This window comes from Sphingobium sp. SA2, assembly GCF_032227065.1.
In the GTDB taxonomy this organism is placed as follows: Bacteria; Pseudomonadota; Alphaproteobacteria; order Sphingomonadales; family Sphingomonadaceae; genus Sphingobium.
The window spans coordinates 712,951-733,365 of sequence record NZ_JAPMXX010000006.1; the positions used below are offsets into that span (position 1 = coordinate 712,951).

The 20,415-nt window shown below is 65.6% G+C and carries 16 protein-coding genes; 7 read left to right on the top strand and 9 right to left on the bottom strand.

Annotated features, from left to right (window positions below; all coding sequences use genetic code 11):
* The first annotated feature begins 27 nt into the window (after nt 1–27).
* From OVY48_RS11075 to OVY48_RS11085, 3 genes are read left to right on the top strand one after another with little or no spacing between them, the layout of a single operon-like run.
* Nucleotides 28–3,387: a transglutaminase family protein gene (locus OVY48_RS11075; RefSeq protein ID WP_313922854.1), complete on the top strand. Its 3,360-nt coding sequence runs from the start codon at nt 28–30 to the stop codon at nt 3,385–3,387.
* A complete protein-coding gene (locus OVY48_RS11080; RefSeq protein WP_313922855.1) occupies nt 3,387–5,861 on the top strand; it encodes a circularly permuted type 2 ATP-grasp protein in 2,475 nt (824 codons plus the stop codon). The genes OVY48_RS11075 and OVY48_RS11080 overlap by 1 nt, the downstream gene beginning before the upstream one ends.
* Entirely contained in the window at nt 5,858–6,763 is a 906-nt protein-coding gene (locus tag OVY48_RS11085; RefSeq protein WP_313922856.1) for a transglutaminase family protein, read from the top strand. Before OVY48_RS11080 ends, OVY48_RS11085 begins: the two co-directional genes overlap by 4 nt.
* A gap of 606 nt (nt 6,764–7,369) precedes the next feature.
* On the opposite strand, the gene OVY48_RS11090 is transcribed toward OVY48_RS11085, so the two are convergent.
* Together OVY48_RS11090 and OVY48_RS11095 are read right to left on the bottom strand one after the other, a co-directional pair.
* Complete coding sequence (locus OVY48_RS11090; RefSeq protein ID WP_313922857.1) at nt 7,370–8,737, bottom strand: cytochrome P450; 1,368 nt, start codon at nt 8,735–8,737, stop codon at nt 7,370–7,372.
* Nucleotides 8,734–9,870, bottom strand: a complete 1,137-nt coding sequence (locus OVY48_RS11095) for a hypothetical protein (protein WP_313922858.1) — start codon at nt 9,868–9,870, stop codon at nt 8,734–8,736. Before OVY48_RS11095 ends, OVY48_RS11090 begins: the two co-directional genes overlap by 4 nt.
* Before the next feature lie 21 nt (nt 9,871–9,891).
* Between OVY48_RS11095 and OVY48_RS11100 the strand changes: the two genes are divergently transcribed.
* Nucleotides 9,892–10,185, top strand: coding sequence for a hypothetical protein (locus tag OVY48_RS11100; protein WP_037480281.1), 294 nt, complete (start codon nt 9,892–9,894; stop codon nt 10,183–10,185).
* On the top strand, nt 10,182–11,018 hold the full coding sequence (gene kdsA / locus OVY48_RS11105) for a 3-deoxy-8-phosphooctulonate synthase (RefSeq protein ID WP_409593156.1): 837 nt from the start codon (nt 10,182–10,184) through the stop codon (nt 11,016–11,018). Before OVY48_RS11100 ends, kdsA begins: the two co-directional genes overlap by 4 nt.
* A gap of 194 nt (nt 11,019–11,212) precedes the next feature.
* Here the strand turns inward: kdsA and OVY48_RS11110 are convergent, their stop codons facing one another.
* The 3 genes from OVY48_RS11110 to OVY48_RS11120 form a co-directional block, all read right to left on the bottom strand.
* Nucleotides 11,213–12,478, bottom strand: a complete 1,266-nt coding sequence (locus tag OVY48_RS11110; RefSeq protein ID WP_313924754.1) for a glutamate-5-semialdehyde dehydrogenase — start codon at nt 12,476–12,478, stop codon at nt 11,213–11,215.
* A 73-nt stretch (nt 12,479–12,551) separates the two neighbouring features.
* Complete coding sequence (locus tag OVY48_RS11115; protein WP_313922860.1) at nt 12,552–13,187, bottom strand: methyltransferase; 636 nt, start codon at nt 13,185–13,187, stop codon at nt 12,552–12,554.
* Between the two features lie 143 nt (nt 13,188–13,330).
* Nucleotides 13,331–15,622 (bottom strand): CDC48 family AAA ATPase, encoded by a 2,292-nt coding sequence (locus tag OVY48_RS11120; RefSeq protein WP_313922861.1) that lies wholly within the window; start codon nt 15,620–15,622, stop codon nt 13,331–13,333.
* 336 nt (nt 15,623–15,958) lie between these two features.
* Between OVY48_RS11120 and OVY48_RS11125 the strand changes: the two genes are divergently transcribed.
* Together OVY48_RS11125 and OVY48_RS11130 are read left to right on the top strand one after the other, a co-directional pair.
* The gene (locus OVY48_RS11125) at nt 15,959–16,843 is read left to right on the top strand and encodes a LysR substrate-binding domain-containing protein (RefSeq protein WP_313922862.1); all 885 of its coding nucleotides are present in this window, start codon (nt 15,959–15,961) and stop codon (nt 16,841–16,843) included.
* A gap of 86 nt (nt 16,844–16,929) precedes the next feature.
* A complete protein-coding gene (locus OVY48_RS11130) occupies nt 16,930–18,090 on the top strand; it encodes a GGDEF domain-containing protein (protein WP_313922863.1) in 1,161 nt (386 codons plus the stop codon).
* Between the two features lie 6 nt (nt 18,091–18,096).
* Here OVY48_RS11130 and metW read toward each other — a convergent pair whose 3' ends face one another.
* The 4 genes from metW to OVY48_RS11150 all read right to left on the bottom strand — a co-directional run bounded on the left by metW (nt 18,097) and on the right by OVY48_RS11150 (nt 20,400).
* A complete protein-coding gene (gene metW / locus OVY48_RS11135; RefSeq protein WP_313922864.1) occupies nt 18,097–18,690 on the bottom strand; it encodes a methionine biosynthesis protein MetW in 594 nt (197 codons plus the stop codon).
* Entirely contained in the window at nt 18,687–19,823 is a 1,137-nt protein-coding gene (locus OVY48_RS11140; RefSeq protein WP_313922865.1) for a homoserine O-acetyltransferase, read from the bottom strand. The genes metW and OVY48_RS11140 overlap by 4 nt, the downstream gene beginning before the upstream one ends.
* A 62-nt stretch (nt 19,824–19,885) precedes the next feature.
* Nucleotides 19,886–20,119 carry a hypothetical protein gene (locus OVY48_RS11145; protein WP_313922866.1) on the bottom strand — a complete coding sequence of 78 codons (234 nt, stop codon included), beginning with the start codon at nt 20,117–20,119 and terminating at the stop codon, nt 19,886–19,888.
* A 29-nt stretch (nt 20,120–20,148) separates the two neighbouring features.
* The gene (locus OVY48_RS11150; RefSeq protein ID WP_313922867.1) at nt 20,149–20,400 is read right to left on the bottom strand and encodes a hypothetical protein; all 252 of its coding nucleotides are present in this window, start codon (nt 20,398–20,400) and stop codon (nt 20,149–20,151) included.
* Nucleotides 20,401–20,415: the final 15 nt, after the last annotated feature.

The window sequence follows — 20,415 nt, forward strand, 5'->3', positions numbered from 1 at the left end:
AGCAGGGGGTAGCGTTTGATCGCGGCCATGCTCAAAGCCGCACTCCACCACCTCACCGCCTATCGTTACAATCGCCCGATCCGCCTGGGGCCACAGGTCATCCGCCTGCGCCCCGCGCCGCATAGCCGGACCAAAGTCCCCAATTATGCGCTGAAGATCGAACCGGCGAACCATTTCCTGAACTGGCAGCAGGATCCGCACGGCAACTGGCTGGCGCGCGTGGTGTTTCCCGATCCGGTCGACCATTTCCGCATCCAGGTCGATCTGCTCGCGGACCTCGACATCATTAATCCATTCGATTTCTTCGTCGAGCCTTATGCGGAAACTTACCCCTTCGCCTATGACGACCAGCTGAAGACCGACCTTGCCGCCTATTTCGACATCGAACCGCAAGGGCCGATGTTCGACGCGATGGTGGCGCAATATGATGGTTACACCAGCCGCACCGTGGATTTCCTGGTCGAGGTGAACCGCCGCCTGCAGCAACAGGTCGGCTATGTCATCCGCATGGAAGCGGGCGTGCAGACGCCCGAAGAGACGCTGGAAATCGGCACCGGATCGTGCCGCGATTCGGCCTGGCTGCTGGTGCAATTGCTGCGCCGCCTCGGCTTTGCCGCGCGCTTCGTGTCGGGCTATTCGATCCAGCTCGTCGCCGATGTCGAGCCGATCGAAGGGCCGAAGGGCGTCACGCAGGATGTCGTTGACCTCCACGCCTGGGCGGAGGCCTATGTGCCCGGCGCAGGCTGGGTGGCGCTCGACGCCACCAGCGGCATGTTCGCGGGCGAGGGGCATATCCCGCTCTGCGCGACGCCGCATTACAAGTCCGCCGCACCGATCAGCGGCATGGCCGAACCGGCCGAAGTCGATTTCGAATTTGCGATGAACGTGTCGCGCATTGCCGAAGCGGTGCGGATCACCAAGCCGTTTACCGACAGCCGCTGGGATGCGGTGATGGCGCTGGGCGCGCAAGTCGATGCCGACCTGATCGCCCAAGATGTGCGCCTGACCACCGGGGGCGAGCCGACCTTCGTGGCGGTCGATGGCGGTGATGCGGGCGAATGGAATGGCGATGCGGTGGGACCAACCAAGGCGGCCTATGCCGACCGGCTGATCCGCAAGCTGCGCGCGACCTTTGCGCCGGGCGGCCTGCTGCATCATGGGCAGGGCAAATGGTATCCGGGCGAAAGCCTGCCGCGCTGGGCCTATGCGGTCTATTGGCGCAAGGATGGCACGCCGATCTGGCGCGACGAAAGCCTGATCGCGCCCGACGATGCGCCCGATGGTGCGCGCATGGTGACGCCCGAAGATGCCCGCGCTTTCCTCAGCCATATGGCCGGGAATATGGGCTTTACCGACGAATATACCCATGCGGTCTATGAAGATCCGGCGGTCTGGGCGGTGAAGGAAGCCGACCTGCCGATCAACGCCAGCCCCGACGATCCCAAGATCAGCGATCCCGAAGCGCGCGCGCGGATGGTCAAGACGTTCGAGCGTGGCCTCGACCAGCCGGTCGGCTATGTGCTGCCGGTGCAGCGCTGGCAGTCTCAAACCACCAAGCCCCGCTGGCAGAGCGAAATCTGGCAGTTGCGGCGCGGCAAGCTGTTCGCGGTGCCGGGCGATTCGGCGCTGGGCTATCGCCTGCCGCTGGGGTCGCTGCCCTATGTGCCGCCCTCCGACTATCCCTATATCCACCCCCGCGACACCAGCGAGCCGCGCGAACCGCTGCCCGACTTTCGCACCCAGATCGTCGAACAGGCGAGCGTCGAAGAGGTGCGTGCGCAACAGTCGCAGCGGGTCGCCGGTCCCGAAGGCGGCATGGCCGCGCAGGAACGGGTCGAACAGGTCATCATCGAAGGCGCGGTGCGGACCGCCGTGACGGTCGAGCCGCGCGGCCATTATCTCTCGGTCTTCCTGCCGCCGGTGCAGGCGCTGGAAGATTATCTGGAGCTGATCGCCGAGGTCGAAGCCGCCGCCGAAGCGCTGCGCATCCCCGTGCGGATCGAGGGCTATTCGCCGCCGCCGGACCCGCGCATCGACGTGCTGAAGGCCACGCCCGACCCCGGCGTGATCGAGGTGAATGTGCAGCCCGCCGCGAGTTGGGACGAGACGGTCCATATCACCCAGCAGGTCTATGACCATGCCCGCGAATGTCAGCTGACCGCCGACAAATTCATGGTCGATGGCCGCTCGGTCGGCACCGGCGGGGGCAATCATATCGTGCTGGGCGGGCCGACGTTGGGTGACTCGCCCTTCATCCGCCGCCCCGACCTGCTCAAGAGCTTCGTCCTCTATTGGCAGCGCCACCCCTCGCTCTCCTATCTCTTTTCGGGCCTGTGCATCGGGCCGACGAGCCAGGCGCCGCGCATCGACGAGGCGCGGCATGACGGCCTCTATGAGCTGGAGATCGCGCTGGCACAGGTGCCCAACCCGTTCGCGGGCGAGGGCGCAACACCGCCGCCCTGGCTCGTCGATCGGCTGTTCCGCAACCTGCTGGTCGATGTGACGGGCAACACCCACCGCACCGAAATCTGCATCGACAAGATGTTCTCGCCCGATGGTCCCACCGGGCGGCTGGGCCTGCTGGAGTTTCGCGGGTTCGAAATGCCACCCGAAGCGCGCATGAGCCTGGCGCAGCAATTGCTGCTCCGCGCGCTGACCGCCTGGTTCTGGCGGCAACCGCAGCAGGGCCATCTGGTGCGCTGGGGCACGACGCTGCATGATCGCTTCATGCTGCCCCATTTCGTCTGGGCCGATTTTCTGGAGATCCTGTCCGACCTGCGCGGCGCGGGCTATGATTTCGATCCCAACTGGTTCGAGGCACAGCGCCAGTTCCGCTTCCCGGTCCATGGCACCGTCGATGCGGGTGGCGTGGGCCTTGAAATCGCCCATGCGCTCGAACCCTGGAATGTGCTGGGCGAAACCGGGGCGATCGGCGGGACGGTGCGCTATGTCGACTCATCGACCGAACGGTTGCAGGTGCGCGCCACCGGCCTGGTCGCCGGGCGGCATATCGTCGCGTGCAACGGGCGGCAGGTGCCGATGACCGCCACCGGCGTTCCGGGCGAAGCGGTGGGCGGCGTGCGCTACAAGGCATGGGCGCCGGCCAATTGCCTCCACCCCCATCTGCCCGCCAATGCGCCGCTGACCTTCGACGTGCTGGACAGTTGGAGCGGCCGGTCGCTGGGCGGCTGCGTCTATCATGTCGCGCATCCGGGCGGCCGCAATTACGACACGCTGCCGATCAACGGCTATGAGGCCGAAGCCCGGCGCAAGGCGCGGTTCCAGGATTATGGCCATACCCCCGGCCAAGTCGACATGCCCGCCGCCGAAACGGCCAGCGAATTTCCGATGACGCTGGACCTGCGCTTCAAACAACCGGGGCTGTGATGGCCGCAGACGCCGCGGCCCCGCCCGGCGCGGCGGAGGGATGGGCCGACGCCTATCTCGCCGCCGCACCGGCGGGGGATTTGTTCGCCGACGCCGCGCCCGCCATGGCCCCGCGCTGGCGGACGATGCTGGAGCGGCTGTCGGCGCAGGCGCAGGGCGACCCCGCGACGCTGGCCGACCATGTTGGGCGGCAGGCGATCGACCTTGGCATGGCGTTCCGTCTGACCGGCGACGAACAGGAGCGCGCCTGGCCGCTGGGGCCAGTGCCGCTGCTGATCGGCGCGGACGAATGGACGCATATCGAACGCGGCCTCGCCCAGCGCGCCGACCTGCTCGAACGGGTGATCGCCGACATTTATTCCACCCAATCGCTGGTCAGGGACGGCAATCTGCCCGCCAGCATCGTGACCGGCAGCGCCCATTATTGGCGCGTCATGAACGGCGCGCCGCCGCCGCAGGGGCATCAGCTCCATTTCTACGCCGCCGATATCGGCCGCGGCCCGGCGGGCGAGTGGCGCGTCCTGTCCGACCGGGTGCGGACCCCGGTGGGGGTGGGCTATGCGCTGGAAAACCGCCTCGCTCTCTCGCGCGCCACCGGCGATCTGCTGGGTACCATGAACACGCGGCGGCTCGCGCCCTTTTTCGACGAATTGCGCCGGGGGCTGGCCGCCGATTGCGCCCGGTCAGACCCGCGCATCGGCCTGCTGACGCCCGGCCGTTTCAACCAGAGCTATGCCGAACAGGCGCATCTCGCCCGCTATCTTGGCCTGTTGCTGGTCGAGGGCGAGGATCTGATTGTCACCGACGGGCAATTATTCGTCCGCACCATTCAGGGCTTGAAGCGGATCGACGGGCTGTGGCGCTGGCTGGACAGCCGCTTCCTCGACCCACTCGCCTTCGACAGCAAGTCGCGCATCGGCGTGCCCGACCTTTATGACGCCTGCGCGCGCGGCGGATTGATGGTCAGCAACTGGCCGGGCGCGGGCGTGATCGAATCGCGCGCCTTCGCCGCCTTCCTGCCGCAACTGGCGCGCGCGGTGCTGGGCGAGGAACTGATCCTGCCCAATATCGCGACCTGGTGGTGCGGCCAGGCCAAGGAATGCGCCCATGTGCGCGATCGGCTGAACGAACTGGTCGTCGGTTCCGCCTTCGATCAGACCGTCGCGGGCCTGCCCGACGCGCATTTCGCCCCCGGATCGGCACTGGACAAGGATCAGCGCGCCGCCCTGCTCGACGCGATGGTGCGGCGGCCGATGGACTATGTCGGGCAGGAAGTGGTGAAATTGTCCACCACCCCGGCCATCGTCGACGGGCAATTGACCCCCCTGCCCTTCACCCTGCGCGTGTTCGTCGCGCGCGATGCGGTAGGCCAGTGGCGGGTGATGCCGGGTGCTTTCGCGCGCCTCGCGGGCCATGGCGACATCCGCGCCGCGCTCATGGGGCGGGGCGACATGTCCGCCGACATGTGCGTCATCGACAGCCAACCCGTGCCGCCCGACACGCTGCTCGGCTCCGGCGGCGCGCCTGCGATCCGGCGCGTGGGGGGGATGCTGCCGGCCAAGGCGGCGGACAATCTCTTCTGGCTGGGCCGCTATATCGAGCGCACCGAAATGACGCTGCGGCTGATCCGCGCGATCGTCGGCGGATCGATCGAGGCGGATATCGGCCCCTCGCTTGCCTCACCCACCATGGCGCGGCTGGTCGGCCAACTCGCTTTGTGGGGCGCGATTCCCGGCAGTCGCGGTGCGGTCGGCCCGCTCTGCGCCATCGCACTGGGCGACGCCCAGCAAAGCGGCAGCGTGCGGACGCTGATGGGGCGGGTCGCCAATATCGGCGAAGGGCTGCGCGACCGGCTGGCAAGCGACGTGTGGCGGCTGGTGCGCTTGCCGCTGCCCCGCTTCGACGGCGCAGTGACGGAGACGCTGCTCGATGCTTCCTCCCGCATGATCGAGCGGATTTCCGCACTGTCGGGCCTGGCGGCCGAGAATATGGCGCGCACCGAAGCCTGGCGCTTCCATGATATGGGCCGCCGGATGGAGCGCGCGATCAATGGCTGTCGCCTCGTCAGCCTGTTCGGCGGCGATGGCGCCAGCGCCGACGACCTGACCGTGCTGCTGGATTTGCAGGACAGCCAGATCAGCTATCGCACCCGCTATCTGACTGGCCCGGCGCTACCGCCGGTGCGCGATCTCGTCGCGCTGGAACCGCATAATCCGCGCGCCATCGTCTATCAGGCGGCGCGGCTGGCGGAGCATATCGCCGCGCTGCCGACGCTGCGCGCCGACGGCATGCCCGAAGAGCCGCTGCGCCGCGCCGATGCGCTGGTGGCGCGGCTCGCGCCGCTGACCGGCGACATGCTGACGATGGCGGATATCGCCGATGTCGAAAGCCGCTTGCTTGGCCTGTCCGACGCGATCGGCCAGCGCTATTTCCTGCAAGTGCGCAAGACCGAGACGATGGACCTGCTGTCATGATCTACCATGTCCGCCACCGCACCATCCTGCGCTATGCCAGCCCGATGCGGCTGGCCCGCTTCAACCTGCGCCTGCGGCCCGCGCCCTGGCCGGGCCAATGGACGTCCGACTATGCGCTGGAGGTCGATCCGCTGCCGTCGGCGATCGATTCGCGCCCCGGTGCCTGGCCGGTCCATGTCGCCCGGCTGGTGATCGAAAGCCCGATCCGCCAGCTCACGATCGAAAGCCGCTTCCGCATCGGCGTGCAGGGTGGCGCGATCGTGCCGCAGGCGGATGATCCCACTATCGGCGCGGTGGCGCAAGCGGCGCTGGCCGAACGCGACATGGGACCGGCGGCGCCTGCCCATTATCTCTATGCCTCGGTGCGCGCGCCGCTGCTGGCCGACATCGGCACCTGGGTCGGCGATGGCCTTTCCCCCGACCGACCGATCGTCGCCGCCGCGCTCGACTTGGCACAGCGCATCCGCGCCGAATTTCGCTACGAACCGGGCAGCACCGATGCGGCCACGCCCGTCGCCGACGCCTTTGCCGCGCGCCATGGCGTGTGCCAGGATTTCGCCCATGTCATGGTGGTCGCGCTGCGCCTCGCCGGGCTGCCCGCCGCCTATGTCAGCGGCTATCTGCGCACCTATCCGCCCCCCGGCAAGCCGCGCCTGATCGGGGCGGATGCCATGCACGCCTGGGTGATGCTGTGGTGCGGGCGCACGCGCGGCTGGATCGGCTTTGACCCCACCAACGGCGTCATCACCGGCGATGGGCATCTCTTCGTCGCCATGGGCCGCGACTATGCCGACGTCGCGCCGATGGGCGGGCTGTTCGTCGGCGGCGGCGGGCAAAGCCTGCAGTTGATGGTCGATGTCGTGCCGGAGGAGGAGATGGCAGATCATCAGCGATCAGCGTGAACATCTCCCGAACATTAACCAGCTTCAGGGAAAGACGCTCATTCGCCAAAAGGTCACCATTCAAATTGGCTCGAATTTGCCCGCACAGCCTTCGTGAGCACCATTATTGCATCCCAGGGTGTGCTGGCACCTTTTTTCATAAAAAGCTCTCTAGCCTGCTTTAAGGCGCATTTTCTCTTGTGCTGATCCAAGACTCGCGTCATAAACAAAAAGACCCGGAAGCGTTGGCGCGCTCCGGGTCTAAACCGCGATGAACCCGCGGCTGTCTTGTAGTGTCTACACTCAGAATCTTGCATTTTGAGTACTCAAGGTCAACCCGGTTTCATCGCATTTGGCAAGAAAGGCCATTTGTATGAAGCGTACTCCTTCTCCTCCGATTTCACCTGCACTAGCTGCACACATAAAATTTTTGGTGCAAAGCCGCGGGCTTTATCAGCACCAAGTGGCAGCGTTGGTTGGCGTAAACCAAGGTCGCATTTCGGAAATTATGCGAGGGCATAAATTTCCGAATGTGCCACCTGCGCAGGGCGCTTTTCCGTTCTAAAACTCAAGTGTTCCGGGATTATCTGATCCCGGAACACATCTTCATTTTTAAACACGCTCAGATCAGAGCCGCCCAAACACCAACGGCATCCCCGTCCTTGGCCGAATGGTGAGGCGGCTGATCGGTTCGGGCTTGAACCCCGGCGGCACGCTCAGGGCAAAGCGCCGCACGACCGTGGCGATCACCGTCATCACCTCCTGCTGCGCAAAGCCCGCCCCGACGCACACGCGCGGCCCCCGGCCGAACGGGAACCAGGCCTGTTTCACCATGTCGGCATTGGCCGGATCATCGAAGCGATCGGGGTCGAAGGCATGGGGGCAGGCCCAATTATCCTTGTTGCGCTGGGTCAGCCACGGCGCGACGACCAGCATTGATCCAGTCTCCAGATGCTTGTCGCGCATATCCATGGGACAGGTGACTTCGCGCGGCAGGAAGGAGACGGGCGGATAAAGGCGTAGCGTCTCGCGGAAGATATTGCGGAGCTGCCCCATCTCCTTGAGCATCGGTGCGGTCAGCGGCGCGTCGCCCGCAACCGCGCTGATTTCCGCTCGCACCCGATCCTGAATATGCCGACATTCGGCGAGCATATAAAGCGCCCAGGTCATGGTGCTGGCCGATGTCTCATGCCCCGCGAGGAAGATGGTCGACACCTGCTCCATCACCTGATTGCAGGTGAAGGATTCCCCGGTGTCGGGATGTTTCGCCTCAATGAGCGACTGGAGAATGTCGCGATGCGGCGCTTGCCCGCGCGCGTGCCAGCCTTCATAACGCGCCTCCACGATCGGGCGGAACACGTCATGGATGGCGCGCGCCGGGCCTTTCGACCGCGTCTCGAACCAACCGGCGGGAATGCCGTACAGGCGCAGCATCGACGCGCTATGCGCCAGCCGCTGGAATTTGCCGAAGGCGGTGTGGATGATGTTCGATCGCGCCGCGTCCAGCGCCTGCGAAAACAGCGTGCGAAAGATGATGTCGGCCGCGACATGCGTCATCATCGGATCGATATCGACCGGCTGGCCCCGGTCGGCCGCCTCAAGCCGCGCGACCAGATCGTCGGCCGCCGCCACCATCAACGGCATGGTCCGCCCCAGCGCGGTATGGGCAAAGGCGGGATTGACCATCGCCCGCTGGCTTTCCCAATCTGTGCCATTGGCGGAAAAGACGCTGTTGCCGATCAGCGGGTCGAGATTGCGGACCAGTTCGCTATGTTTGGGATAGGCGGTGCCGCCGCGCAAAATCTGGTCCACCAGGCTCAGCTCATTGGCGATATACATGGTCCGGCCGGGCAGGCGGATCTCGCCCATCTTCATCGTATAGCTTTTGTCGAACAGCACATGGATCCAGCTATGCCAGCCACGCAGGAACCGCTTGATCAGGCCCCGCTTGGTGCGGGGCGGCTGCGGATACGGGGGCGTAAAAAGATCGGTCAAGGAATCGTCCTGAAGGCGGCGACGGCTTCGTCCACGGTGCGGGGGCCAGCGGTCAAGCTGATGAAATCGAGCGGCGAAAGCCGGTCGCCCACGCGCAGATAGTCGAAATGCGCCTCATATTTGTTCGACCAGCCGCCATGATAATTGTCCGGCTGATAGAAGAGATGGAAGCGCGGCGATAGCATGTCCACCCGCGCGGCATATTGATCCGCGACAAGGCGCAGCGGATTGACGTTATAATAGGCCGCGCCATCGGGCGGCGAGGAGATATCGACATAGCGGAACGCCTTGTCCGCCAGCGCCGCCAGATCATCATGATACCAGCGCGCGTCGCGCCGCAGCCCGACGACCGGCACCACCTGCCCCATACCCACCATGACGGCATGATCGGGCATCGCCGCGCCGCCGCGCAAGGTAAACACCCGGCGCAATATGCTCATGCCCAATATGGTGCCCGCGCTGTGCGTAACGATCTGCACTTCGTCCCAGTCGCCATCCAGTTCCGCCGCGATGCGCGCGGCAAACTGGTCGAGCCGCGCGTCCAGTTCCGCGCCCGGCCCCTCGGCGGCCAGCGCGCCATGATAGGTCATGAACCGCAGCAGCCAAGGCACGACCAGCTTGGCCAGCAAGCGCCCCGACAGCAGCGCGCTGATGCCGATGCCGACGAGCGCACTCACCCATAAGGGCAGCAATAACGATAGCGCCAGCGCAGGCACCAAGGCCAGCAACAGCGGGATCAGCACCGCGAACAGCGGCGGATAGAGGATGGTGATGACCGGCCCGGAGCGCAGCTTGCGCATCCGCCCGAACTGCATGAAGCGCGCATGACCCAAATAAGCCCGCGCCGCGCGCAGCGCGAGCGGCAGCGGATTGCGGATCCACACCTTCGCGATCAGATCTTCCCAGCGCAGATATTCATAATCGACCGCGACGCCCGCCTGTTCATTGGCGACATCCCATTGCACCGACACCAGCGACCCGTCCGGCCCGGCGCGCCGCGCGCCGACGGTCACATCCTCCCCCGTCAGTCTATGATAGCGCGCCGCCTGTTCGCGGTAGAGCTGATGATAGAAACGCACGCCGCGCGGATCGAAACCGCCGAGGTAGAAGACTTTACGCTTGAACTTTTGCACTGACCCAGCCCTAATCGGGGCATGAGCACACCCGAACGCGACTATTGCTATTTCATAGACCATCGCAAATACAACCGAAACATCGGCTGTAGGAAACATGACAATGCCTATGGCATCAATGGCGGCGGCAGCGAGCGGGACCGCTGGCGCGCCGACATGGCTTTTTACCGCCATATGAAAGGACAGGGCGATCCGATGGCCTTGCCGTCCCTCATCGCCTGCCTCGCCTTTGGCTGGTTCTGCTGGAACTATCATCCGGGCAAAGGCCTGTGGCGCGGGCAATTGTTGCGCCGCTTCGCCAAAGCGCCCAAATGAGCGCCATGACCAGCCCAAACCATATCTCTGTCGGTTCCGTCACCTTCGGCAACGACCTGCCCTTCGTCCTCATCTCCGGCCCCTGCCAGATCGAAAGCCGCGACCATGCGCTGTTCATGGCCGACGCGCTGGCGCAGATCGCGCGGCAAGCGGGCGTGCCCTTCATCTTCAAGAGCAGTTTCGACAAGGCGAACCGGACATCGGTATCGGGCCAGCGCGGCGTCGGCATCGACGCAGGCCTCACCATCCTCGCGGAGGTCAAGGCGACGCTCGGCTGCCCGGTGCTGACCGACGTCCATGATGCGGGCCAGGTGGCGGCCGCCGCCCAGGCGGTCGACATCCTCCAGATCCCGGCGTTCCTCTGCCGCCAGACCGACTTGCTGCTCGCCGCCGGACGCACCGGCGCTGTCATCAACGTCAAGAAGGGGCAGTTCATGGCCCCCTGGGACATGGCGGCCGTCGCGCAGAAAGTCGCCTCGACTGGCAATGACCGCATATTGCTGACCGAACGCGGCGCGAGTTTCGGCTACAACACTTTGGTCAGCGACATGCGCGCTTTGCCCGTCATGGCGCAGACCGGCTATCCGGTCGTGTTCGATGCCACCCATTCGGTGCAGCAGCCGGGCGGCCTGGGCTCCGCATCCGGCGGCCAGCGCGAATATGCGCCGCTCCTCGCCCGCAGCGCGATCGCGGCCGGCGTCGCGGCGATCTTCGCCGAAGCCCATCAAGACCCCGACAACGCCCCTTCCGACGGCCCGGTCATGCTCCCGCTAGACTGGGTCGCGCCGATGCTGGCGAAGCTGAAAGCCATCGACGAAGTGGTGAAGGGGTAAGGCCTAGACGCAACCTCGCCCTCTCCCGCCTTCGCGGGAGAGGGAGGGGCCCGCGCCGAAGGCGTGGGAGGGTGAGGGTCTGTCTAACGCAGCAGGAAAGACCCTCACCGACTGCGACTTAGGCAGCAAGCTGCCAAGTCTTCGTAGCCTCTCCCGCGAAGGCGGGAGAGGTGTGGCGGTCGCCCTTTATGCGGTCACGGCCGAACCTGCCCCGTCCCCCGCACGATCCACTTGTACGTCGTCAGCCCCTCCAGCGCGACCGGGCCGCGGGCGTGCAGTCGTCCGGTGGAAATGCCGATTTCCGCGCCCAGCCCGAATTCGCCGCCATCGGCGAACTGGGTCGAGGCGTTCCACATCACGATGGCGCTATCCACCGCGTTGAGGAAGCGCTCGGCGGTGGCGGCATCGTCGGTGATGATCGCGTCGGTATGGTGGCTGGCATGGGCGGCGATATGGGCGATCGCTTCCTCCACGCCATCGACCAGCCGGATCGACACGATCGCGTCGAGATATTCGGTGTCCCAATCGGCCTCGTCGGCGGGCTTCACCCGCGCGTCCATCGCCTGCACCGCTTCGTCGCCGCGCACTTCGCATTGCGCATCGAGCAACGCCCTAACCAGCGCGGGCGCATAAGCATAGGCGCTGTCGATCAGCACCGTTTCGGTTGCGCCGCAAATGCCGGTGCGGCGCATCTTGGCATTGACCACCAATTGCTGCGCCATCGCCGGGTCCGCCGCGCCATCGACATAGCTATGGTTGATCCCGTCGAGATGGGCCAGCACCGGCACGCGCGCTTCGTCCTGCACGCGCGCGACCAGGCTCTTGCCGCCGCGCGGAACGATCAGGTCGACGAACTCCGCCGCCTTGAGCAGCGCGCCGACCGCCGCGCGATCGGTCGTGGGCACCAGTTGCACGACATCGGCGGGCAGGCCTGCCGCGACGATCCCCTCGACGATGGCGGCGTGGATCGCGCGGTTGCTCTCCTTCGCCTCGCTGCCGCCGCGCAGGATCACCGCATTGCCCGCGCGCAGGCAGAGCGCTGCCGCGTCGGCGGTCACATTGGGGCGGCTTTCATAGATGATGCCGATCACGCCCAACGGCACCCGTACCCGGCGCAGGTCCAGCCCATTGGGGCGCACGCTCTGGTCGATCACGCTGCCCAGCGGATTGGGCAGGCCCGCGACCTGCTCCACGCCCGCCGCCGTCGCCGCGACCCGCCCCTCGTCCAGCCGCAACCGGTCGAGTAGCGCAGGCGACAGGCCGTTCGCCACCGCATTGTCCATATCGCGCGCATTGGCGGCGATGATCGCCGGTGCCTGATCCCGCAACGCCTGGGCCGCGCGGCGCAGCGCGTCGGCCTTTTGCGCGTCGCTCGCCTGCGCGATCGTGGCGGCGGCGCGGCGCGCGCGCGCGCCCATCGTCGCGATCAGCATTTCGGGGGTCTGGGTCAGGTCGTTCATCATCACTCTCGCCATTCGGATGCGCGGCGGCTTAGCATGAAAGCCGACCGTTGCGAAGGCGATAGGACCGGCGTCAGGCGGCCTTGGCCAGCCCCTCATCCTTCACCGCGCAAAACAAACGGCAGGGCGGAATGTTGCGCCATTCCAACTCGTCGCGCACCTGTCCGAACAGGGGGTCGATCAGGCGGCGCACGAAGCGCGAATATTGATAGACGAGGAAGGCCCCGCCGGGCCGCAGCGCGCCAAGCGTCTCCGCCGCAATGCCCTCGCCCACGCCGTCGGGTAGGGTGGAAAAGGGGATGCCGGACAAGATATAGTCGGCCTGAACATGGCCCGCTTCCCGAATGAAGCGGCGCACGTCGGCCGCCGATCCATGCACGACCCGCAGCCGGGGATCATCGATCTGCGCCTCTAGATAGGCAACGAAATCGACATTGAGGTCGATCGCCAACAGCGTGGCATCCGGGTGCATCCGGTCGAGGATCGCTTGTGTGAAGGTGCCGACGCCTGGGCCATATTCCACGAACAGGCGCGTGCGCTGCCAATCGACGGGGTCGAGCATGCGCTTCACCAGCGTCGCGGACGAGGGGATGATCGACCCGATCATGCCGGGATGCTTGACGAACTGCCGGAAAAACAGCCTCCATTGGCTCAGGAACGCGCCCTTGCGAGCGCGATTGTCGTTCTTTTTCAAGGGAATGGAGGCCATCAATATCCGCCTGTTTGTCATTACGGTCGGGCGTCGCAAAAATCGGCAAGCCTTGCAAGCCGCATTGCGCGCATCGAGCAGGAACGCGCAGGCGGCGATTGGTTTCCCCGCCGCCTGCGCGTCACCCTAGCGGTGAGGCTCGATCAGGCCCGGTCGCGCCCGCGCACCATGCCCGGTGACACGAAGCCGATCGGATCGATCTGCATCGCGCTCTGCTTCAACGTCGCCTGGATCTGCTCATATTCCCGCTCCATGTCGGGCGTCACCGACGCGCGGGTTTCCAGCAGCGCTGCCTCGAAATGGGCCATCGTGACCTTCTCGACCGTCATCGACTGGCGCAGCGCGAACAGGCCCGCCCGCCGCGACAGATCCTCCAGATCCGCGCCGGTAAAGCGCTGCGTCCGCGCCGCGAGCGAGGCGAGGTCGACATCCTCAGCCAGCGGCATCTTGCCCGTATGGATCGACAGGATGCGCGCCCGCCCGGCCTCGTCCGGCACGGGGACATAGATCAACTCGTCGAACCGGCCGGGCCGCAGCAACGCCGGGTCCACCAGCGTCGGTCGATTGGTCGCGCCGATCACCACCACCGACTGCAATTCCTCCAGCCCGTCCATCTCGGCGAGAATGGTATTGACCACCCGCTCCGTCACTGCCGGTTCGCCAAGCCCGCCGCCACGCGCGGGGACCAAACTGTCCAGTTCGTCGATGAAGATGACCGTCGGGGCCACTTGCCGCGCGCGGGCGAACAGCCGGGCGATCTGCTGCTCGCTTTCGCCATACCATTTGGACAAGAGGTCGCTCGATTTGGTGGCGATGAAGTTCGCCTGCGCCTCACGCGCCACCGCCTTGGCCAGCAGCGTCTTGCCGGTGCCGGGCGGGCCGTAGAGCAGGAAGCCCTTGGCCGGGCGGATGCCGATCCGGCGGAAGGCGTCGGGATTTTTGAGCGGCAGCTCGACCCCTTCCTTCAAGCGCATCTGCGCATCGTCCAGCCCGCCAATGTCGGACCAACCGATATTGGGTGCCTGCACCATCACCTCGCGCATGGCCGATGGCTGCACCCGCTTGATCGCCGACATGAAATCCTCGCGCGTGACGCACAATTCTTCCAGGACATCGGCCGGGATCGTCCCGTCCTCCAGGTTGAGGCGCGGCATGAAACGGCGCACCGTCTCGATCGCCGCCTCGCGGGTCAGCGCCGCCATGTCCGCGCCGACAAAGCCATAGGTCATGCGCGCCAGTTCGGACAGGTCCACCTTGTCGCCCAGCGGCATGCCGCGCGTGTGGATGCCCAATATCTCGCGCCGCCCGCGCTCGTCGGGCACGCCGACCACGATCTCGCGGTCGAAGCGGCCGGGTCGCCGCAGCGCCTCGTCAATCGCCTCCGGGCGGTTGGTCGCAGCGATCACCACCAGATTGGTGCGCGGCTCCAGCCCGTCCATCAGCGTCAGCAATTGTGCGACCAACCGCTTTTCGGTTTCGCCGGTCACCTGTCCCCGCTTGGGCGCGATCGAATCAATCTCGTCAATGAACAGGATCGAGGGGGCAGCCTTGGCCGCCGCCTCGAATATCTCGCGCAACTGTTTTTCGGATTCGCCATAGGCCGACCCCATGATCTCCGGCCCGTTGATCAGGAAGAATTCGGCTTCCGATTCGTTGGCGACGGCGCGGGCCAGCCGCGTCTTGCCAGTGCCCGGCGGGCCATGGAGCAGCACGCCGCGCGGCGGATCGACGCCCAGCCGCTGGAACAGTTCGGGGTAGCGCAGCGGCAGTTCGACCATCTCGCGCAACTGGTCGATCGTATCGGCCATGCCGCCGACATCGTCATAGGTCACGTCGGCACGCCGCGCTTCCTTGGGCTCCTCATATTCGGGGCGCAGCTCGACTTCGGTTTCCGCGTCGATCTGCACCACGCCCTTGGGTACGGTCGACACCACGACCAGCCGGATTTCCTGCAAGGCATAGGCGGGCGCGGCCAGCATCTGGCGCAATTGCGGCGGCATGTCACCGGTCGGCACCTGCTGCTGCCCGGCGGTTGCGACGACATCGCCCGCGGTCAACGGCCGCTGAAAGAATACCCGCTTCAACGCTTCGGGATGGCCCTGCAGCCGTAAATTATTTTGTGCAGGCGCGAACACGACCCGCTGCGCCGGGCGCGGCTCCACCTTCTCGATATGGACGAAATCACCCGACCCGGCCCCGGCATTGGCGCGCTGCAAGCCATCGAGGCGCAGCACGTCCAACCCTTCATCCTCCTTGTACGGACGCACCACGCGCGCAGGCGTCGATCGCTTGCCGACGATCTCGATCACATCGCCTTCGCTCAGCTGTAATTCGGCCATCACCGTCAAGGGCAGCCGCGCAAGCCCGCGCCCTGCATCTTCGGGCCGCGCATTGGCGACCTGGATGCGGCGTCCAGTCATTTCCTCATCGGCCATCGGGCACCCCGTCCTTCTTGTTCCGTAACGAGATAGGAAACGTCGGCCGCCGCGAAAAGGGGGCCATGTGCCACGCGCCGAGCATAAAAAAAGGGCCGGCCACAAGGGCCAGCCCGTAAAGTTTTAGGAGAGGATGCCTGAAAGGCCTGCTCTATATGTAGCGGTAAACGCGATATTGCAAGTGCGAACGCAAAAGTTCCGGTTGCAAAAAATGCATCTTGCCATTCGCCTGATTTTCCTGCTCTGTAGGGCGAGGATGCTTGAGACCGGAAGCTGCCCACTCGATAACAGGCGATGACGCGGCGCAGCGCACCGGCGATGGAATAGTGAAAGATCATGCGGAGATTGCCGCCCCTTACGGCCCTGGAGGCCTTTGTGCAGGTCGCACGCCTCGGCTCGGTCAAGGCGGCGGCGGAAGAGCTTGCGCTCTCGACTCCTGCGCTCAGCCGCCGGGTTCAGGCGCTGGAACGGGTCATCGGCCGCCCCCTGTTCGACCGCAAGCATCAGGCGCTGGAAATCAATGCCGAGGGGCAAAGGCTGCTCGACGACATCGCGCCCGCCCTCGATTCGCTGGCGCAAGCGCTGGAAAATATCCAGAGCGGCGGCAACCAGTTGCGGTTGCGGCTGGCGGTGCTGCCGCTGTTCGCGACCCAGCGCCTTTTCCCGCATCTTGGTGCCCTGCGCGCGCTCCACCCCCAGCTGCATATCGACATCGAAACGACGCCCCATGCGGTGGCGCGGCTGGGCGAAGGGCTGGACGCGGCGATCGTGCTGCTGGCCAAGGATATCGATCCGGCGCTCTATGCGCATGAGCTGGACCATGACGAAGTCTATCTGATCGGGCGGCGCGAACTGCTCGAAGCGCCCCATGCGCTGACCGCGCCGCAGGAGCTGGCGAACCATACCGTCCTCATCCACCGCGACATGGCCCAATCCTTCGACGCCTGGAAGGAAGCGGTCGGCCTGCCCGACCTGCAACCGCTGGCGATCGACAATTATGATTCGGGCCAGTTGATGCTGGAGGCCGCGGCGCAGGGGCTGGGCGTGGCCGTCATGCACGCCAGCCATTTCAACCAGTCGGGCGACACCCGGCTGGTGCGGCTCTTCCCCGACACGCATGTCGACAGCCCCTATCGCTACTTCTTCGTCTGCCGCCCCCGCGCCCTCCAGACGCGGGCCGTCCGCATCTTCCGCGACTGGCTGGTCGCCGCCGACATCTGACCACCCGCGCGACCGGGAAAGGGAGACGGATCGATTCTTTCCCGCTATGCTCTTAACCCTGTTCCACCTGTGCCGTTATGAGGGTCATGACCGGGGCATCTTCTTCTTCCGCAGGCTCGCAACATGGGCTGACCGATCGGCTGACGCGCTGGGCCAAGGGTCTGTCGGGCAAGGCGGAGGAGGAAGAGAGTACGGACACCGAAACCCGCCCCCGCGCCGGATCCTCATCCAGCCGCGAGATTAACCGCCGCCGTCAGCTCTATGAAGATATTGGCGATTTTCTCTTTGCCCATGACCTCGACCTCACGCCCATCAATTTCAGCGTCGCGCTGGATTATCTGACCGGCGCGAATATCGGCGTGGAAAAGGCGATCCGCGCGGTGCTGATGGAACGGGGCAAGATCACCAATGGCTGGGTCGAATCGGTCGCCGCTGAACAGCGCGCCGATGAAGTCACCCCCGATTCGCTGGCGACCATGCTCGACAAGGTCGAGGAAAATCTGATCCAGTTCACCGGCCTGATGCATGAATCGCGCAATTCGGCGAAGGATTATGGCGCGGCGCTGCAGGAACAGGCCAAGGATCTGGTCGAAGGCGGCGATAGCGAGCCGGTGCTGGCGCGCCTCGTCGGCCTCACCCGATCCATGGTCGAAAAGACCCGCCTCGTCGAAACCCAGCTGCGCGAAAATCAGAAGCAGACCAAGGCGCTCAAATCCAGCCTAGAAACCGCCCGCCGCGCCGCCGAGCATGACCATCTGACCGGCCTGCCCAACCGCCGCGCGTTCGAAACGGTTCTGCGCGAGGAAGTGGCGCTGGCGCAGGCGCAGGGCGAACAGCTCTCGGTCGCCTTTTGCGACATCGACCATTTCAAGCATGTCAACGACACCCACGGCCATGACACGGGCGACCGGGTGTTGAAATTCGTGGCCGGCCTGCTGGCCAAGGCGTCCAACGACCGCTGCCATGTCGCCCGCCATGGTGGCGAGGAGTTCGTGATGCTGTTCCGCGGCAAGGGGCCGGGCGAAGCGGGCGAAGTGGTGGACGGCGTGCGCGAGGATCTGGCCAACCGCAGCCTCGTCAACCGCGCCACTGGCGAGCGGATGGATCGGGTCAGCTTTTCGGCCGGGGTCGCCAATGTTCTGGCCTATGAAGACGCCCGCGCTGCGCTCAAGGCTGCCGACCGCGCGCTCTATCTGGCCAAGGAACATGGCCGCAACCGCGTCTATCTCGCCGCCGAAACCGACTGATCGGCGCTATTTGCGCAGCAAAAACACTGCATGTTCCGCGAACAGATTGGCGTTCGCGTGGGTGGTTTCGCGGTCGCCCTTCAAAAACCATTGTCCGTCGATGGTCCAGCCGCGCTCCTTCACCAGGGCGCGGAAATCATCGACGGTGACATGGTGGATGTTGAGCGTGTCATACCAGGTATCAGGCAACAGCCGCGTGACCGGCATCCGCCCGCCCCACATAAGCGACAGCCGCCCGCGCCAATGGGCGAAATTGGGGAAGGACACGAAGGCCTGCCCGCCGATGCGCAGCAATTCCTCCACCACCAGGTCGGGCCGCCGGGTCGTCTGGAGCGTCTGGCTCAATATCGCATAGTCGAAACTGGCGTCGGGATAGTAACGCAGGTCCGTGTCCGCATCCCCCTGCACCACCGACAGGCCGCGCGCCACCGCCGCCGCGACGTTCGATCCATCGATCTCCAGCCCGCGCGCATCGACCCCGGCATTGTCGCGCAGCGCTGCCATCAGCGCACCTTCGCCACAACCCACGTCCAGCACCCGCGCGCCCTGCCGCACCGTCCGCGCGATCAGCGCCAGGTCGGGACGTAACGCCGCGCTCATGCCCGCCCGCCCTTCAGGAAGCCATCGACCACCCGGTTGAGTTCGGGGCATTCGAGCAGGAAGGCGTCATGACCGAACGGGCTGGACAGTTCTACGAAACTCGCCTGCGCGCCGCTCGCGTTCAGCGCATGGACGATGATCCGCGATTCTGTGGTGGGATAGAGCCAGTCGGTATCGAAGCTGACGAGACAGAAGCGCGCCTTGCTCGCGGTAAAGGCGTGGGCCAGCGACCCGCCATGATCCTCGGCAATGTCATAATAGTCCATGGCGCGGGTGATGTAGAGATAGGAGTTGGCGTCGAACCGATCGACGAAACTCAATCCCTGATGCCGCAAATAGCTTTCCACCTGGAAATCCGCGTCGAAGCCGAAGGTCTTGGCGTCCCGCCCCTGCAAGCGCCGCCCGAATTTCTCGGTCAGCCCGGCTTCGGACAAATAGGTGATATGCGCCGCCATCCGCGCGACGGCGAGGCCCGCGCTCGGCACCCCCCCATCGGCATAATAGTCGCCGCCACGCCATTGCGGATCGGCCATGATCGCCTGGCGCCCGACTTCATGAAAGGCGATATTCTGTGCGCTGTGCCGTGCGGTCGAGGCAATGACGACGCAGCTTTCGACCCGGTCGGGGAACAGGGTCGGCCAGGTCAGCGCCTGCATGCCCCCCATCGACCCGCCGATCACCGCCGACAGCCGCGCAACGCCCAGATGGTCGAGCAGCAACGCCTGCGCCCGCACCATGTCGGCGATGGTCAGCACCGGAAAGCGCATCGCATAGGGGTCGCCCGTCACAGGATCGATACTGGCCGGGCCGCTCGACCCCATGCAGCTGCCGATGACATTGGCGCAGACGATGAAATGGCGCGCCGGGTCGACCGGCTTGCCCTCGCCCACCATCCGCCACCACCAGCCGAGCTTGCCCGTGCCCGGATGCTCCGACGCAACATATTGGTCGCCGGTCAGCGCATGGCAGATCAGGATGGCGTTGGACCCGTCGGCATCCAACTGCCCATAGGTTTCATAGGCGATATCGACCGGCCCCAGCGTCGCCCCGCTCGACAGGTTGAGCGGTCCGGTCAGGCGGACCTGGCGGCGCAGGCCGAAACGGCTGTCTTCAGTCGCGATGATGCTGGCCATGATGCCGCCGCGCTAGGACCGCCACCTGTTCCTGTCAATCGCCAGCGGGTGGCGGCATGTCCTCACAAATCAACGCCCGCCGCGATCGCCTCCAGCTTGCGGATGCGTTCCTTGAGGTCGGCGACTTCGATCCGCGCGACCGCCGAGGGCGGGGCGGCGTCGTCGGCGCGGCGGTTCAGTTCGGCGCGCTTGAGCGCCAGCCAGCCGTCCCAGCCGCGCAAGGCCGCCACCGCGATGATCGCCACGCCCGCCAGGGTGGTGAGCGCCATGGCCAGATAAAGATAGGGGTCCTGCATATGTGCCTCCCTGTCGAAGCGAACCGCGCTTAGTCGCGGTCCCGCAGCTTTTCGAATTCCCGCTCCAGCGCGGTGGAACCATCGGTCGCCAGCCGTTCCAGCACGGCGACCCGCTCTTTCAGCCCCTTCACCTCGGCGCGCAGCCTATCGGTGTCGGGGTCCGGCCCGCGTGCGACCAGCGTTTCGCCCTTGTCGTGCCGGACCACGCCGTAGCGCGCACGGATCACACTGGCGATGGCGGTGATCGCGACGATGGCGACGACCATTTCAAACGGTCCCATTCCCTTAACTCCCTG